This is a genomic window from Streptomyces silvisoli, assembly GCF_029269905.1.
GTDB classification, from domain to species: Bacteria; Actinomycetota; Actinomycetes; order Streptomycetales; family Streptomycetaceae; genus Streptantibioticus_A; species Streptantibioticus_A silvisoli_A.
The window spans coordinates 57,918-72,380 of sequence record NZ_JARJBC010000013.1 but is presented as its reverse complement, the minus strand read 5'-3'; the positions used below and the strand labels follow the sequence as shown (position 1 = coordinate 72,380).

The 14,463-nt window shown below is 68.9% G+C and carries 13 protein-coding genes; 8 read left to right on the top strand and 5 right to left on the bottom strand.

All coding sequences use genetic code 11. The annotated features are described in order from the left end of the window. Window positions 1-459 precede the first annotated feature (459 nt). Both P3G67_RS20630 and P3G67_RS20625 read left to right on the top strand, forming a co-directional pair. Entirely contained in the window at window positions 460-1,410 is a 951-nt protein-coding gene (locus P3G67_RS20630; RefSeq protein ID WP_276094768.1) for a COG4705 family protein, read from the top strand. A gap of 473 nt (window positions 1,411-1,883) precedes the next feature. Next, complete coding sequence (locus P3G67_RS20625) at window positions 1,884-2,225, top strand: BlaI/MecI/CopY family transcriptional regulator (protein WP_276094767.1); 342 nt, start codon at window positions 1,884-1,886, stop codon at window positions 2,223-2,225. A 423-nt stretch (window positions 2,226-2,648) separates the two neighbouring features. Here P3G67_RS20625 and P3G67_RS20620 read toward each other — a convergent pair whose 3' ends face one another. The 4 genes from P3G67_RS20620 to P3G67_RS20605 all read right to left on the bottom strand — a co-directional run bounded on the left by P3G67_RS20620 (window position 2,649) and on the right by P3G67_RS20605 (window position 5,098). Then, on the bottom strand, window positions 2,649-3,284 hold the full coding sequence (locus P3G67_RS20620) for a phosphatase PAP2 family protein (protein WP_276094766.1): 636 nt from the start codon (window positions 3,282-3,284) through the stop codon (window positions 2,649-2,651). Between the two features lie 225 nt (window positions 3,285-3,509). Continuing rightward, window positions 3,510-4,148 (bottom strand): hypothetical protein, encoded by a 639-nt coding sequence (locus P3G67_RS20615; protein ID WP_276094765.1) that lies wholly within the window; start codon window positions 4,146-4,148, stop codon window positions 3,510-3,512. Beyond that, complete coding sequence (locus P3G67_RS20610; RefSeq protein WP_276094764.1) at window positions 4,145-4,864, bottom strand: DedA family protein; 720 nt, start codon at window positions 4,862-4,864, stop codon at window positions 4,145-4,147. Before P3G67_RS20610 ends, P3G67_RS20615 begins: the two co-directional genes overlap by 4 nt. Window positions 4,865-4,954: 90 nt before the next feature. Next, on the bottom strand, window positions 4,955-5,098 hold the full coding sequence (locus P3G67_RS20605; RefSeq protein WP_276094763.1) for a hypothetical protein: 144 nt from the start codon (window positions 5,096-5,098) through the stop codon (window positions 4,955-4,957). Window positions 5,099-5,371: 273 nt separating this feature from the next. On the opposite strand from P3G67_RS20605, the gene P3G67_RS20600 reads away from it, so the two are divergent. Beyond that, window positions 5,372-6,709, top strand: coding sequence for an MGDG synthase family glycosyltransferase (locus tag P3G67_RS20600; RefSeq protein ID WP_276094762.1), 1,338 nt, complete (start codon window positions 5,372-5,374; stop codon window positions 6,707-6,709). 177 nt (window positions 6,710-6,886) lie between these two features. Here the strand turns inward: P3G67_RS20600 and P3G67_RS20595 are convergent, their stop codons facing one another. Beyond that, window positions 6,887-7,276, bottom strand: coding sequence for a TSUP family transporter (locus P3G67_RS20595; RefSeq protein WP_276094761.1), 390 nt, complete (start codon window positions 7,274-7,276; stop codon window positions 6,887-6,889). Between the two features lie 528 nt (window positions 7,277-7,804). Here P3G67_RS20595 and P3G67_RS20590 point away from each other — a divergent pair. The 5 genes from P3G67_RS20590 to P3G67_RS20570 are packed head-to-tail and all read left to right on the top strand — an operon-like array spanning window position 7,805 to window position 14,463. After that, a complete protein-coding gene (locus P3G67_RS20590) occupies window positions 7,805-9,418 on the top strand; it encodes an IucA/IucC family protein (protein ID WP_276094760.1) in 1,614 nt (537 codons plus the stop codon). Beyond that, the gene (locus P3G67_RS20585; protein ID WP_276094759.1) at window positions 9,415-11,106 is read left to right on the top strand and encodes an IucA/IucC family protein; all 1,692 of its coding nucleotides are present in this window, start codon (window positions 9,415-9,417) and stop codon (window positions 11,104-11,106) included. Before P3G67_RS20590 ends, P3G67_RS20585 begins: the two co-directional genes overlap by 4 nt. Further along, on the top strand, window positions 11,103-12,356 hold the full coding sequence (locus P3G67_RS20580; RefSeq protein WP_276094758.1) for a type III PLP-dependent enzyme: 1,254 nt from the start codon (window positions 11,103-11,105) through the stop codon (window positions 12,354-12,356). Before P3G67_RS20585 ends, P3G67_RS20580 begins: the two co-directional genes overlap by 4 nt. Next, entirely contained in the window at window positions 12,353-13,690 is a 1,338-nt protein-coding gene (locus P3G67_RS20575; RefSeq protein ID WP_276094757.1) for an MFS transporter, read from the top strand. Before P3G67_RS20580 ends, P3G67_RS20575 begins: the two co-directional genes overlap by 4 nt. Window positions 13,691-13,731: 41 nt before the next feature. Further along, on the top strand, window positions 13,732-14,463 hold the full coding sequence (locus tag P3G67_RS20570; protein WP_276094756.1) for a response regulator transcription factor: 732 nt from the start codon (window positions 13,732-13,734) through the stop codon (window positions 14,461-14,463).

Genomic DNA, 14,463 nt, shown 5'->3' with positions numbered 1-14,463 from the left:
CTTCCGATATGCGGGCGCCGGTCTGGTCGGTTTGGTCAAGGGCATACCAGGCACAGCTCGAACGGCCGGTAGGCCGACCGCATCCTACAGCGTGTAGTAGGTAGCTCTGAGGGTGGAGTGCCCTTCCCCTCCTCCGTCGGAGTCGGTGCGGCTTACGGCCTGCGCCGGGTTGCGCCATCCGGCCCATGACCGCGAGTCAACTCGCATCCGACCGCGGCCACCCCTTCGGGTGGCACTGACCTGCTTATCAGGCAGCGACGCCATGCCGACGATGAAAGATTGGCGATCACTGGGTTCGGTGCCCGGAAGCGTACTGAGCTTGTGTAGACGAAGCTGGACAAGCTTCGTCGGTCGTATGCCCCGCAGCTCACCCGCCGCGAAGTCGGCTGGAGACCCACTCCGTCGCCATCGCCGTGTTGCCGCCGCAGCTTTTGCAAGCCCCCGACAGATGGGAGAGGAATGTCCGCGAAGGTATTCGGTAGTGTGCCGACTCAGTCCCACTCGACTTACGTGCAGCGCAAACTCCCGCACGTGACACTGCTGTTCTGGGGGCTGAAGATGGTGGCGGTCACCCTTGGGGAAACCGCCGGGGACCTGTTGGGCATCACCCTCAAGATCGGCTACTTGGCCACCGGGCTGGTCTTCCTCGCGTTCTTCCTCGTCACCGTGGTCGCCCACGTCCGCGCCCGGCGGTTCCATCCGGCCTTGTTCTGGGCGGTGGTCCTGGGAACGAGCATGGTCGGAACGGAGATTTCCGATTTGATGAACCGCGGCCTCGGCCACGGCAGCGCGCCTGCCGGAATCGGCTACGCCTGGGGCGCCGCTCTCCTCACCGGCATCCTGCTCGTCGTCTTCCTGGTGTGGTGGCGCACAGGGCAGACCTACGACGTGGAGAACATCGCCAGCCACCAGGGCGAGATCCTCTACTGGATCGCGATCCTGGTTTCGAACACCCTGGGCACCTCCAGCGGCGACTGGCTCTCCGACGACACTGGCCTGGGATTCCGCAACGCCTTTCTGGTCATCACCGGCGTCATGTTGCTGATCATCGGGGCGCACTATCTGACCAAGATCAACGGAACTTTGCTGTTCTGGCTGGCCTTTGTCCTGACACGGCCACTGGGAGCGGCAGGTGGTGACTCGCTCACCAAACCCGTGAACGAAGGCGGGCTGGGCTGGGGCACGGCATGGGGCTCCGCCGCCTTGTGCGCCCTCCTCATCGTCCTGATCTCCTACCAAGCCTGGCGGGTTCATCGGCACCCCATGAGCCTGTTGCCGGCTCCCATCAACCGCCGCACCGGAGTGCCCCAACGCCCGAACGCGGCAATCGCCGAAACCAACGCCGGGCCCAACGGGACAAGTCTGCGCGAACAGCACACCTGGACACAGCGCCTGCTCCGCGGCCGTTGAGCCTGTCATCGACCTGGTGCAGCGTTTTGGAGGTGTTGGAGGAGCGGTCGAAGACGCCCCGCATCTTCCGCAGGATCGATGGGATCGTCCCCGCCTCGGCGCTGACCCACTGCGTGTTGTTGCCGAGTGGGCGGGCCGTCGTCGTCTCGCCGTAGGTGATCGCCTATCTGCCTTGTTGGTCTGCGACCGGCTGGTCAAGGCGCAGAGCTGGGCCTCGGCCAGCCAGCCAGGCGGACTTGCGAACCTCCAGGCGCGCCCGCCTTTCTACATCTCGTAGTAGCTTGGATCGGCCCGCAGGCGGCCCTGGCATGGCGGTCTGGTGACACGGCCGGTGAGCGCCCGGTGCGTAGCTGGTCTGGTGACCCAGCGCTCGTCCGGTTGTGGGGCGCAGGGGTTGCCGAGGCGGAAGGAGGAGCTAGGTGACAGGCGGTAGGGATGGCCGAGGGGAGGCTCGGCGGCGGGCGCGGGGGGAGTTGGAGGCAGAGGTACTGGCTGCGTTGTGGGCGGCTGACGGGTCGGCGACGGCGGTGGTCGTCCATGAACGGCTTGATGGAGATGCGGCGTACACCACAGTGCTGACTATCCTGACGCGGTTGTGCGACAAGGGGCTGGTGACTCGGCAGCGGCGGGGGCGCAGTCACGTGTACGCGCCAGTGCATGACCAGCCGGGACTTGCAGCGGCGGGAATGCACTCGCTGTTGGATGAGGGCGGGGATCGCGCGGCGGTGCTGGCCCGGTTCGTCTCGGATCTGTCAGCGGAGGATGAGCGGCTGCTGGAGGGGCTGCTGCATGGTGACGCTTCCGGACAGGGGTGAAGCGACGCCCCGGCCCGCACAGATCTATTTGACGTTGCTCATGAGCGTGCTGCCAGCGCCTTGGGCGGGGCGGGATGCCGCCGCGGACATGGCCGAGTGTGGGGTCCCAATGTGGTCCTGAACGTGTCGCCACGGCGGAGGGGAACGCCTCGGCCTGGCGACCCGCGCCGGGGTCAGCAGCGCGTAGCGGCCGAATCGCATGTTGGGGCGGTGGCTGCCGAAGCGGCCGAAGGCGTAGTCGAGGTGTCGCCGCAGGCTGCAGCAAGCAGCACGATCACGCCGACCATGATGGCGTTCAACTCGCCTGGCTCCGGAGTAAACCGCACCGCACGGCGCTGATCGTTCCGGGAGCGGAGCAGGACCGGTCAGCAGGCCTGGCGGTGCAGGGTGGGAAGTCGCGGGCCGGTCCTCTTCGTGCGGAGTTCAGCGGGCGGCATGCTCGGTGGCCAGCAGCGGGCGCAGTGCCCCGGTGCGCAACCGAGCGACCAGCCCTGGTGCCGAACAGCCCAGGAGCAGGCTGGTGAGGAAGGCGACCGGCAGGGCGATGACCGCGGCGCCGATCACGTCATGGGGGTAGTGGGCGCCGACGTAGACACGGGTGAAGCCCTCGACCACGGCGAACAGGGCGGCGATGGCGCTCAGGCGGCGGTCGAGCAGAAAGAGTGCCGCGATCGTGGCGGTTGCGACGGTGGTGTGGCCGCTGGGAAAGGCATAGTCCGACGGAGCCGGGCAGGAGTCGACGAAGTAGTCGTGTGGCAGGGAGTAGCACGGACGCACTTCCGCCACCATCTTCTTGATGACCTCGGCGACGACGAAGGCGGTGACGACGGCCACCGGAGCCGCTAGCGCCAGCGCCATCGCCCTGGTGTCCGAGCGGCGGGCGGACCACCACCCCTTCAGCATCAGCAGGCCGAAGACCCCAAGCCCCAGGTTGGTCCACATCTCCACCGCGCTGTTGGCCCACGCGGTGTCCTTGGCGAAGTCGGTGATGGAGGTGAACAACGAGCCGTCAATGCCGGAGCCGTCGAAGGCCAGTTGGACGGCGGCGGGCGCGGTCATAGGCGAACGTCCTTCTTGTGGGAGCGCGACGCGACGCGGAACGGCCCCGCCGCCGGTGCCGCCCCACGCCTGCGATGGCATATGGGCAACACCGAGTTGAAGCAGCGGTGGCCGCCAGCCAAAGCTACTACATGTTGTAGGAGTAACGCGGCGGTCCGGTCGCCTTGTTCGACGGATCACACGGGATCTGCCCGTGTGGTGGCCACGCGGGCCACGACCGCTACCTCATGGGGCGGGGCTGTCTTTGCGGGGGCGGGGTGGGGTGGTCTTCGAGCTGAAGCTGATGGTGGATACGACGAAGACTGCGGGCCGTTGCGGGTCGTCAAAGTTCGTGGTGATCGCGTAAGCAGGGTGCGGGCCTGGGCGGCCCAGTGCTATGCCCGCCCATCGATGGTCGCGAGGGAAGCGCCAGCGGACGTGCTCGGTCTGGCTGGCCGGGATGGCCACGGTGATGAGGCCGCTTCGCAGTTGGGCGGGGCGAGTGCCGAGCCTGGCCAGGAACTGCTTCAGTCCGGCGGGGGTGGTGGTGAACTGCACGTACAGCGAATCCGTCCGCCAGGAGTTGGCCTCGAAGAAACCGACATCGCTGGCACCGGGCGGGATCGGCACCCGATAGACGTTGCGCTGCACCGCAGAGGGGCTGCCGTGGACGAGCCCGGCCATCTCGGCCCGCAGCTCCCGCGCGGCGGCCGCACTGTGGCTCTGCAAGGCTGAGATCACCAGATATCCGGCCGAGATCACCACCAGGAGCAGGGCAACGATCCATCGCGTCCACCGGCGTTCCGGAGCCGGTGCGGTGCGCAGCGACGCAGATGCGGGGTGGCCGTCTACAGCATCGGTGTCTGTCGGAAACTCGCCGGTCACCGGCGCCCCACCTGTCCTGCGGCCCCAGCCTGGGGCGGCGCGGTCACCGAGTCCAGGCCTGCTTCCGCGGCTGCACCCTTGCGGGCCCGCCGTGCGCGCCACCACTGGACGCCCGGGGGGAGTAGTCCGACAGCGACGACCACGGCGGTGGCGGGTAGCAGAAACGTCGACCCGCGCCGCCCGCTCTCACCGAGGGCGTACCCGGCCAGCACCAGAGACTGTGACCAGGCCAGCCCCGCCAGGGCCTGCCACAGCGTGAACGACGTGGTCGACATGCCCAGCAGACCGGCCGCCGGATGGACCAGCGTGCGCACAACGGGGACAAACCGCCCCAGCGTCACCGCCCGCCGCGGCCCGTACCGTGCGAACAGCGCCTCCGCCCGCTCCATCCGGGCCCGGCCGCGGCCCTCCGACCAGCGGCGCCGTGCCGACCGGGCCCCGCGCTGCCCCAGCCAGAAACCGGTCTGCGCCCCGGCGAGTGAGCCGAGACCTGCGCACAGCAACACCAGCGGCAGCGACAGTCTGGCCACCCCGAAGGCGCCGGGCGAGCATGCCAGGCCTGCTGGCAGCAACAGTGTGTCCCCCGGCAAGAAGACGCCGATGGCAGGCAGTCCGGTCTCGGCGAAAACCAAGACCAACACCGCCCAGGCACCGAACCGCGACAGCATCCCCGGCGGATCCAGCGCCCCTGTCGTGACCACGACATCTGGTGCCATCAACGTCCTCTCCCCCCTTCTATGCCGAACCCCCATGCCACTTCTACATCATGTAGTAGTTTCCTCGGCGCCCACCCCCAGCTCGCTACTTCAGGAGCCCACACCCGCGATCTCCGCCCTCGCGCTCCACATCACCGCCGCGTTGGCGGCCGGGGCGCAGTTCGCAGCCGCGCTCACTCCGATCGCGGAGCAGTTCTGGTCGCCGCCGCCCTGCTCTCCCCAAGAGTTCGACATCAATGCGGATGTCTGGGACGCCTGCTCGCCCTGGCTCCGTACGCCCTGGTGCCTCTGGTCATCCACACAGCGTGGTGAGTGGCGGCTGGTCGGTGGATCGGCAGCCGCTCCCGAATTTCGACATCATGTAGTAGCTTCAGTGGTCGGCGCCCGCCGTGATCGAGCCGCTGCCCCCAGTCGCGAAGGCGCGGGACCTCGGTGCGCGCACGGCACCGCCGAGGCATCCAGTTGCTAGGCCGTGCGCGCCCACTCCGCCAGGGAAGCTGATCGACCATGCCCTACTGCGACGACCTTGCATACGAGCCGGTGGCTTCGCTGTCCGCCGCATCACCGCAGGGCCTCCGCCACAAGCGAATCGCCGTCATCTCGGCTGGTGTTGGCGCGGGGCACGACGGCGCGGCTGCGGGCCTTGCCACGCGGCTTGCTGCTCACGGATTCCTGGTGGACCGGTACGACTTCCTCGACCTGCTGCCAGCGCGCATGGGCAAGCTGCTCTGCGGTCTCTACCACCGCCTGCTGACCTGGGCGCCTGCGGGCTACCAGCGCCTGTACGCAACGACGGAACACGCCCGGCGCCCCGGGGTGATGTGGCGGATCCTGTTCCGTGGCGCCGAGCGTTCCATGCTGCGAGCGCTCCCCGCGGACACGTGTGCGGTCGTCTCGACCTACCCGGGGGCCAGTCAGGTCCTCGGCGCGCTGCGGCGGCGCGGCCTGCTGACAGTGCCGGCCTTCACGTACCTGACTGACTTCTCCGTCCACGCCCTGTGGGTTGCCCCAGGCATCGACGCACACCTCGCCGTGCACCCGGTGCCCGCGGCCCAAGCCCACGCCCAAGGCGCCGCAGCCGTCGCCGTGACCGGTCCCGTCACCGACCCGCGCTTCACTCCCGCCACGCGCGCGCGACGGCGAACCGCCCGCACCCGGTTCGGCCTTCCCGAGCACGCGCCGCTGGCCCTGGTGGTCGCCGGCTCGTGGGGAGTTGGCCCGATTCGGCGGGCTGCCACCGAGATCCGCGACAGCAAGGTCGCGGTGCCGGTGGTGGTATGCGGACGCAACCAGACCCTCGCTGATCAACTGCGTCGGGACGGGATCGAGCACGTCTTCGACTGGGTGGGCGACATGCCCGCCCTGATGCACGCCTGCGACATCCTGGTCCAGAACGCGGGCGGGCTGACCTCACTGGAGGCGTTCGCCAGTGGGTTGCCAGTGGCCAGCTACCGCTGCATTCCCGGACACGGCCAGACCAACGCCGCCGCCTTGGACGAGGCGGGCCTCGCGACCTGGATCCGCGAGCCAGCGGAACTCGGCCCAGCGCTCACCGAGCTCCTCCACGGGCCGCGCGGCCAAGCGCAACGGGAAGCAGGACTGGCCCTGCACCGATCCGCCCTCGGCCCCGTCCCCGTCATCGCCGCCACAGCCAGCCACCAACCGACGCTACACACATGGACCACAGGCAACCGCCGAACGGTGGGCCGACGGATCGGCCTGATGGCCGCCGCGGTGGCGGTCACCTTCTCGCTGGGCATCGCTGCCCCGCTCGCCTACGCCTACGCCGAAACACCCGCCCACTTGCCAACCGTCACCCACCACCTGCACGAAGCCGAGCGGTGACCCCCGGCCATCTCGTTCGCACCACGCCACTCACCTTGAACCTGGAGCCGCCCGCCTCGCCGCAGTGTGTGCCACCTGCAGCAGGCCACATGCCCTCCCTTGCCCGCGGTGGTTAGGGCGCCTCTCCTGAATCGCCGTCAACCGGTCAGGGTAGGCTGTGCGTAGTCACCATGGAGTTCAACGGGGACGGACGGCATCGTGGGCTGTCGCCGGAAAGATCAGGAACTTCAAGGCGAGGAGCGCGAGTAGCACCCCGAACACCCGTTGGAGTAACGGGTCGGAAAGTCGACCGGCGACGTAGGCCCCAGCGGCCACTCCCAACGTGAGCCCCACCGCGATGCCGATGGCGTAATGGATCTTGATCTGGTGGCGGTGGGCGTACTCGAACACGCCGAGCAAACCGACGGGCATCAGTAGCGCGGCCAGCGACGTGCCGCTGGCTTCGTGGGCGGTGAGCCCGAGCAGGACCAGGGCCGGAACGATCACTACTCCGCCGCCGATACCGACAATCCCCGACAGGACCCCGGCAGCCAACCCGATGGCCGCTCCGATCAGCAGTGCGGTCATGCGGCCACGCTCCATATCGACTCCTGAGCGGTCAGGTAAAGCTCGGCTTGAGACGCTACCCGGCCCAATGAGGCCGAGCGAGCCACCGCACCGCCCGGTGCGCACCGGCAACATCAGATTTCGACCAGGTGAACCGGCGCCCCGATCCACGATGCCATTGCTCGCTCACAACTGTTGGTGCTGTCTCTACGGTTGGGCGATGTGCCTTTTCCGATGCCCTCAGCATCCACGTCAGCCCGAGGAGCATCGGTTTGCCCGGTCTGTAATCGGTGGCGCACAACGGCGGTTGTGGCGGATCGTGCGCACAGGTAGCACCGGTTGGATGCGACCCCGTGGTCCTGTGGACGGCACATCGGTGCCCGCGGTCTCGACGTTCATGCTCGACGTGCACCGCACCCGGCAGGTGAAGTCTTGGTCTGGCGCTGGCCGTCCCCTGGCATCTTGCTGCCCGTTTGCTCACCCGTCTGCGCCTAGCTTCGATGCCATGCTGTCAGCGGCGAAGCGTCTGTGCGCAGGTGGAGGTGGAGTGTGTGGGACACGGTGTTCGACGAGGTCCGGGCCGCGCGCCCTGAGCTGGCCGAGGCGTTCTCGGCGGAGCTGCCGGGGGCGCGGGCGAGTGTTCTGGGTCGGTTGTGGGGGGCCTTGGCGCGCGAGCCGCTGCCCGGGGTGCGGGGGTTGCGTGCTCAGCGGGACACCCTGGTGGTGGAGTTGGAGCACGGCGGCCGACTTGTGGGGGAGGCGGCGTGTGCCGAGCGGTTCGCCCAGGTGCCCTCGACCTTCGTGGTCGAGGGGCCAGCGGGGCCGATCACGGATCCGGTGAGACTGCTCACGGCCATGGCATTGAATACGACGAGGGCACCGGCGCTGGCCGAGGAGTTGGACAACAGCGTCGTCAACCTCGCCCTGGCCCGGGCCGCCGCCGGCCGGGCACCACGCCGTATTGCATGCTCCATCGAGGCTGAACAGGCGGTGGTCGACGGTCATCCGCAGCATCCGTGCTGCCGTACCCGCACCGGGTTCTCGGTGGCGGAAGTGCTTGCGTACGCGCCGGAGCACCGGCCCGTGGTCGACCTCGCGTTGTTGGCGGTGCCGGGCGACCGCTGGCTGGCGGCGGGCAGGTGGCCGCAGGAGTTGCGGGAAGGCGGAACGGTTCTGGTTCCGGTGCATCCCTGGCAGCGCGATCACGTGGTGCCACGGTATCCGGACCTGTCTGTCGCCGATCGGTGGATCACCTCCCACCCGCTACTGTCGTTGCGCACCGTGGCCCCGTTGGACGTCCTGCCGGGCTATCACATCAAGACCTCCTTGGACGTTCAGGTCACCAACTACCGGCGGACGATCTCCCCTGCGGAGGTCACCGACGGCCCGGTGTTGTCGGACTTCGTGTCGACCGTCGTGGACAAGGCCGGATACGGCGGTCACCTCGGCATCCTGCGCGAGGTGGGTGGTGGTGCGGTACGCGTCGAGGGGCGCCCCTGTCCGAGCCTGGCGGTGATGGTGCGCGAGTCGTACGAGCGCTTCCTCGGCCCCGGCGAGATCGCCGTCCCGCTCACCGCTGTGCACGCCACCGGTGCCGCTCTGGTGCCGGACGATCCAGGAACATGGTTGGCCGACTTCGCCGAGTTGGTGCTGCCCCCTGCGCTGACCTTGCTGTCCATGGGGGTCGCGTTGGAGGCCCACGGCCAGAACACGCTGGTGGTACTGCGCGAGGGGCGGCCGGTGCGGGTGCTGTACCGCGACTTGGACGGTGTACGGGTCAGCCCGCGTCGCCTGGCCGACCACGGCTTCGATCTTCCGCCGTTGGCGGGTAACCGCGCGGGCGACGACGTCCAGGGCCTGCGGGCCAAGTTGTTCGGTGCGCTGCTCAGCGGGGTCCTCAGCGAGTTGGTGTCCGTGCTCTGCCGTGCGCGCGGGGCCGAACCGGCAGCGTTGTGGGCCTCTGTCGGTGCCGTGGCGCGGCGTGTCTATGCCGATCTGCGGCCCGGTAACGGTGATGAGGAGGCGTTCTTCGGCGAACACTGGCCGTTGAAGGCGACCACGGCCATGCGTCTCGCCGACGACCCGGGAAAGGCACAGTGGGTGGGCATCCCCAACCCACTGGCCATCGTGTGCAATCGCCACCGGAGGGATGTCGCCCGATGACCATCCCGACCGTCCTGGCTCCGGCCGGTACACCGACGCAGCTCGCTGACACCGTGACCGCCCACACCCTGCTCAACTGCATGGTCCGTGAGGTGTCTTCGCCCGAGCATCAGGTCACCGTCGCAGGCGAACACCTGCTGGTGCGCCTTCCCCGCCGTGGCGTCCTGCTGCGAGTTCCGCTACGCCGCGTCTCAATGATCGGTGCGCACCGGTTCAGCGGGCCGGTCGAGCACCAAGACGGTACGGCGTGGTCTCCGCTGGGCTGGGGCCAGTTGGCCGCCTTGATCCGCGACGAGTTGACCTTGCGCACGGGCATGGAGAACGAGGAGTTCCTGGAGCAGGTTGCCGCGAGCCACCGGACCGTCCAAGCAGTGCTGGAGGCCCGCGGCAACCGGGAAGTGTCGTCGTGCGCCTACATCGCCTCGGAGCAGTCCCTCGTCTACGGACACCGATTCCACCCCGCCCCCAAGGCCCGTGACGGGGATACCCAGGACTGGCTGAGGTACGGCCCGGAAACCGGCTCACGATTTCCGCTTCGCCATCTCGGCGTCCGCGCTGACCTGTTGCGCGCGGAAGGCGACGACAGCGCTGTGGACCGGCTCTGCCCGGTGGCGGCGCCGGGGTTCCGCATGCTGCCCGCCCACCCGTGGCAGTTCCGGATGCTGTCCGGAAACGCCGCGCTGCGTGCCGCGCTGGCCCGCGGTGACGTCGTGGACCTCGGTCCTGATGGACCGCCGGTCGCGCCGACGTCCTCGGTGCGCACCGTCTACGAGCCGGACAGTGATGTGTTCCTGAAGTTCAGCCTGAACATCCGGCTGACCAACTGCGTGCGCAAGAACGCCGTTTACGAGCTGTCGGGCGCCGTCACCCTCAATCAGATCGTCCGGCCGGTCTTCGCCGAACTGGCCACCCGGTACCCCGGTTGTGCGCTACTGGCCGAGCCCGGGTACCGCACTCTCGGTCTCGGCGACGGCTTCGGCGATCGAGAGGTGGTGGAGGGCTTCGGCGTGATCGTACGCGAGGGCGTACGCAAGCATCTGCTGCCCGGTGTCACGCCGTTGCTGGCCGCCGCCGTCGCCGACGAGTACCCGACCAGCCCGGCGCACATCTCCTACCTGCTCGCCCGTGCCGACACCGATCCGCTGGCTTGGTGGGACACCTATCTGGGCCTGCTGCTGCCGCCGGTGCTCGCCGCCTACTTCGAGCACGGCGTTGTCTTGGAGCCGCATCTGCAGAACGTCCTCGTCGGGGTGCGTGGCGACGGACGGCCCGCGCAGGTCCTCTTCCGTGACCTGGAGGGCACCAAGCTCGTCCCGGACCGCCACCGCGAGGCCCTGGCCGTGTTGGACGAGGAGGTGCGCGGGCCGCTCAGCTACAGCGCCGAACGTGGCTGGGACCGGGTCGTCTACTGCCTACTGGTAAACCACCTCGCCGAACTGCTCGGCGCGCTGGCCGACGCCAGTCCTGGCCTGGAGCCCGCGCTGTGGGGACTGGTCCGCGACCACCTCGACAGCTACGCACGCACGGCGGGTGACCCACCGCGTCTGCGGGCGCTGCTGTCGGGCGTGCCGCTGCCCGCCAAGGCCAACCTTCTACTACGTTGGGCGCGCAAGGCGGACCGGTACGCGACCTACGTGCCGTTGCCGAGCCCGCTGGCCGCCGACTTCCCCCGAGAGGCGGCGCCGTGAGGTCGAAGATTCTGCATCATGTCCAGGACCTGTCCGACGACGAACTGCCCGCCTACCTCTACGACCTGGCCGCCTTGCGCAGTCACACCCGCACGATCCGGCGTGAACTGCCCGATCCGGTGGAACTATTCTACGCGGCCAAGGCCAACTCCGACGCTCGGCTGCTGCGTGCTCTGGGCGAGCACGTCGACGGATTCGAGGTCGCCTCAGGCGGTGAACTGCAGCACGTCCGCCGTCTGTTCCCGACGTCCCGCGTCGCCTTCGGCGGGCCTGGGAAGACCGCCCGCGAGCTGACGCACGCGCTGGAGGCGGGCGTCGAGCGCCTGCACGTGGAAAGCCAGCACGAGCTTTGTGTCCTTACCACGCTCATCGGCGAACGCACGGTGGACGTACTGCTACGGGTCAACCCTCCGCTTCCACTCGGCCGGTTGCCGCTTGTCATGGGGGGGCAGCCGAGCCCGTTCGGCATGGACCCCGCGCAACTCGACGCCTGTCTGCGTGTGCTCGCCGCACACCCGCGGATCCGGCTACGCGGTCTCCACGCACACCTGGCCAGCGGCCTTGACGCGCCCGCCCAACTCGCCCTGGTCGAGCGGATTGTCGATTGGGGCGCCCGCTGGACGCGAGCTCACGGGCTGCCCTTCGACGAGGTCAACTTGGGCGGCGGCATGGGTGTGGACTACGCCAACCCGGAGCGCTTCTTCGACTGGTCGGCCTTCGGAATCGGGCTGCGCCGACTGCTGGCCGACCACCCCGGCCTGACGCTGCGCATCGAGCCGGGGCGCTCCATCGGGGCGTACTGCGGCTGGTACGTGACACGCGTGCTGGACGTCAAGTTTAGCCACGGCGAGGCGTTCGCCGTGCTGGCCGGCGGCACCCACCACCTGCGAACCCCGGCCACCAGGGGACACGACCAGCCTTTCGAGATCATCCCCTCGGACACCTGGTCCTGGCCGGGGCCGAGGAGCGCGGTCCGTCTGGAGCCGGTGACGCTGGTCGGCCAGCTGTGCACCCCCAAAGATGTCCTGGCCAGTCGCGTGCCCGTGATCCGGCTGCGTACCGGTGACCGTGTGGCGTTCGCCATGGCGGGGGCGTACGCCTGGAACATCTCCCATCACGACTTCCTGATGCATCCCGAGCCGAGCTTCCACTACCTGGACGATGAGCGGCCCACAACACCTGAGACGGCCACGGCGGACCGCCAGCGGCCAGCACAGGGCGCCGGAGACCAAACTTGTCCGGTACGGTGACTGAGCGCTCCCAACCCGAGGCGCGGCGGCCCGGTCGGCAGGCGCTGCGCACCCTGGGGGTCCGCAACTTCCGCCGCTACGTGATCGGACAACTGGTGTCCAACGTCGGCACCTGGATGCACCGCGCGGCCCAGGACTGGCTGGTGCTCCAACTCACCCACCACAACGGCACCGCGGTTGGCCTCGTCACCGCACTGCAGTTCCTGCCGCAAACCCTCCTCGGACTGTGGGGCGGCGTGATCGCCGATACCTGTTCCAGACGACGGCTGCTGATCGTGACCCAGAGCCTGATGGCACTGCAAGCACTCCTTCTCGGCGCGCTGACACTCAGCGGGGCGGTGCACGTCTGGCAGGTCTGTGCGCTGGCCCTGGCCCTCGGTGCCGCGACGGCCGTGGACGGTCCCGCCCGCAACGCGTTCATCGGCGAGATGGTTGAACGAGACCTGGTGCCCAGCGCCGTCAGCGTGAACGCCGCCCAGTTCAACGCCGCACGCCTCCTCGGCCCGGCCACCGCGGGGCTCACCATCGCCGCCGTGGGGACCGGCCCGGTCTTCCTACTGAACGCCGCTTCCTACTTGGCCGTCCTGGCCGTGCTGGTCACTCTACATACCGCGGAACTGCGCCCGGTGCCGTGCTCTGCACCCCGTGATGTGCGTCTGACCGACGCTCTACGGCACATCCGCTCCAGCCCAGACCTGCTGCTGCCGATCGTACTCGCCGGGGCCATCGGCACCTTCGGTCTCAACTTCCAGGTGACGATCTCCCTCATGGCCACCAAGGTCTTCCACTCCGGTGCCACCGCCTTCGGCTCGCTGTCCTGCGCCTACGCCGCGGGCAGCCTGCTCGGCGCACTCCGCGGCGCGGACCGGTCCCGGCCACCCACCATGCGCCAACTCCTGGGCTGTTCCCTGGCGTTCGGGGCACTGGAAGCCGCAGTCGGCCTCATGCCCGTGCCCACCGCGTTCGCCGCCCTACTCGTACCGACCGGCCTCGCCGCCGTGCTGGTGACCACGACGGCCAACGCCATGGTCCAACTCAACGCCGATCCCCGTATGCGCGGTCGTGTACTGTCCGTCTACTTCCTCGTCCTCCTCGGTGGCACTCCCCTCGGCGCCCCCCTCGTCGGATGGATCGCCGAAGCTCTCGGCGCCCGTTACGGCCTGCTCATCGGCGGCTTGACCTGCGTGCTGGCCACGGTTGTCGTGCGGATCGCCGCCGGTCCCGAGCATTGTCGTGTGCGGCCCGAGGTGCCCGGCGCCCTGGTCCCGGACATGGCCGGTACCTCGGCCGACCGTGAGCCGAGCTCGGTCACTCGAAAGAGGATGCTCCAGTGACCGTGCCTCAACCGTCGCCCGATATGTGCGACTCTGCCCAGGTGCGTGTACTGCTCATCGAGGACGACGACACCATCGCCGAGCCGCTGGCCGAAGGGCTGGGCCGCTACGGGTTCGCCGTGGACCGGGTCGGCACCGGAGCTGCTGCTCTCGACGTCGCCTGTCCCGACATGGTCCTGCTGGATCTCGGGCTCCCCGACATGGACGGCATCGACGTCTGCCGAGCGCTACGCAGCCGATCGGACGTGCCCATCATCATGATCACCGCGCGCGGCGACGAGACCGATCGCGTGGTGGGACTCGAACTCGGTGCCGACGACTACCTGTCCAAGCCCTTCGGGCTGCGGGAACTGGTCGCCCGGATCCGCGCCGTCACCCGTCGCACCCACATTGCCACCGCCCCGTACCGCGAAGACGACGAGCCAACGTCCGACAAGGCATCGCAGCACCTCGGGGACGTGGTGATCAACCGGCGGACCAGACAGGTCTACGCGGGGAGCCAGCAGATCGCCCTCGCGCCGAAGGAGTTCGACCTGCTGGCGCTGCTCGCCGAGGACCCCGGCGCCGTGTACTCACGCCAGCACATCCTCGACAAAGTGTGGGACCCGCACTTCTTCGGCCCCACCAAGACCCTGGACGTCCACATCGCCGCGCTGCGCCGCAAGTTGGACCGACCGGCCTGGATCGAGACCGTTCGGGGAGTCGGGTTCCGTCTCGCCGTGCCCACTGACCCGTCCCGCCCGACGGGGACCTCGCAAGCCACCCAGCAGTGA

Excerpts from the sequence above, each read along its gene's own strand:
- P3G67_RS20630 (WP_276094768.1), top strand. The coding sequence starts at position 460 with ATGTCCGCGAAGGTATTCGGTAGTGTGCCGACTCAGTCCCACTCGACT.
- P3G67_RS20620 (WP_276094766.1), bottom strand. The coding sequence starts at position 3,284 with ATGACCGCGCCCGCCGCCGTCCAACTGGCCTTCGACGGCTCCGGCATT.
- P3G67_RS20585 (WP_276094759.1), top strand. The coding sequence starts at position 9,415 with ATGACCATCCCGACCGTCCTGGCTCCGGCCGGTACACCGACGCAGCTC.
- P3G67_RS20595 (WP_276094761.1), bottom strand. The coding sequence starts at position 7,276 with ATGACCGCACTGCTGATCGGAGCGGCCATCGGGTTGGCTGCCGGGGTC.
- P3G67_RS20600 (WP_276094762.1), top strand. The coding sequence starts at position 5,372 with ATGCCCTACTGCGACGACCTTGCATACGAGCCGGTGGCTTCGCTGTCC.
- P3G67_RS20610 (WP_276094764.1), bottom strand. The coding sequence starts at position 4,864 with ATGGCACCAGATGTCGTGGTCACGACAGGGGCGCTGGATCCGCCGGGG.
- P3G67_RS20605 (WP_276094763.1), bottom strand. The coding sequence starts at position 5,098 with ATGTCGAACTCTTGGGGAGAGCAGGGCGGCGGCGACCAGAACTGCTCC.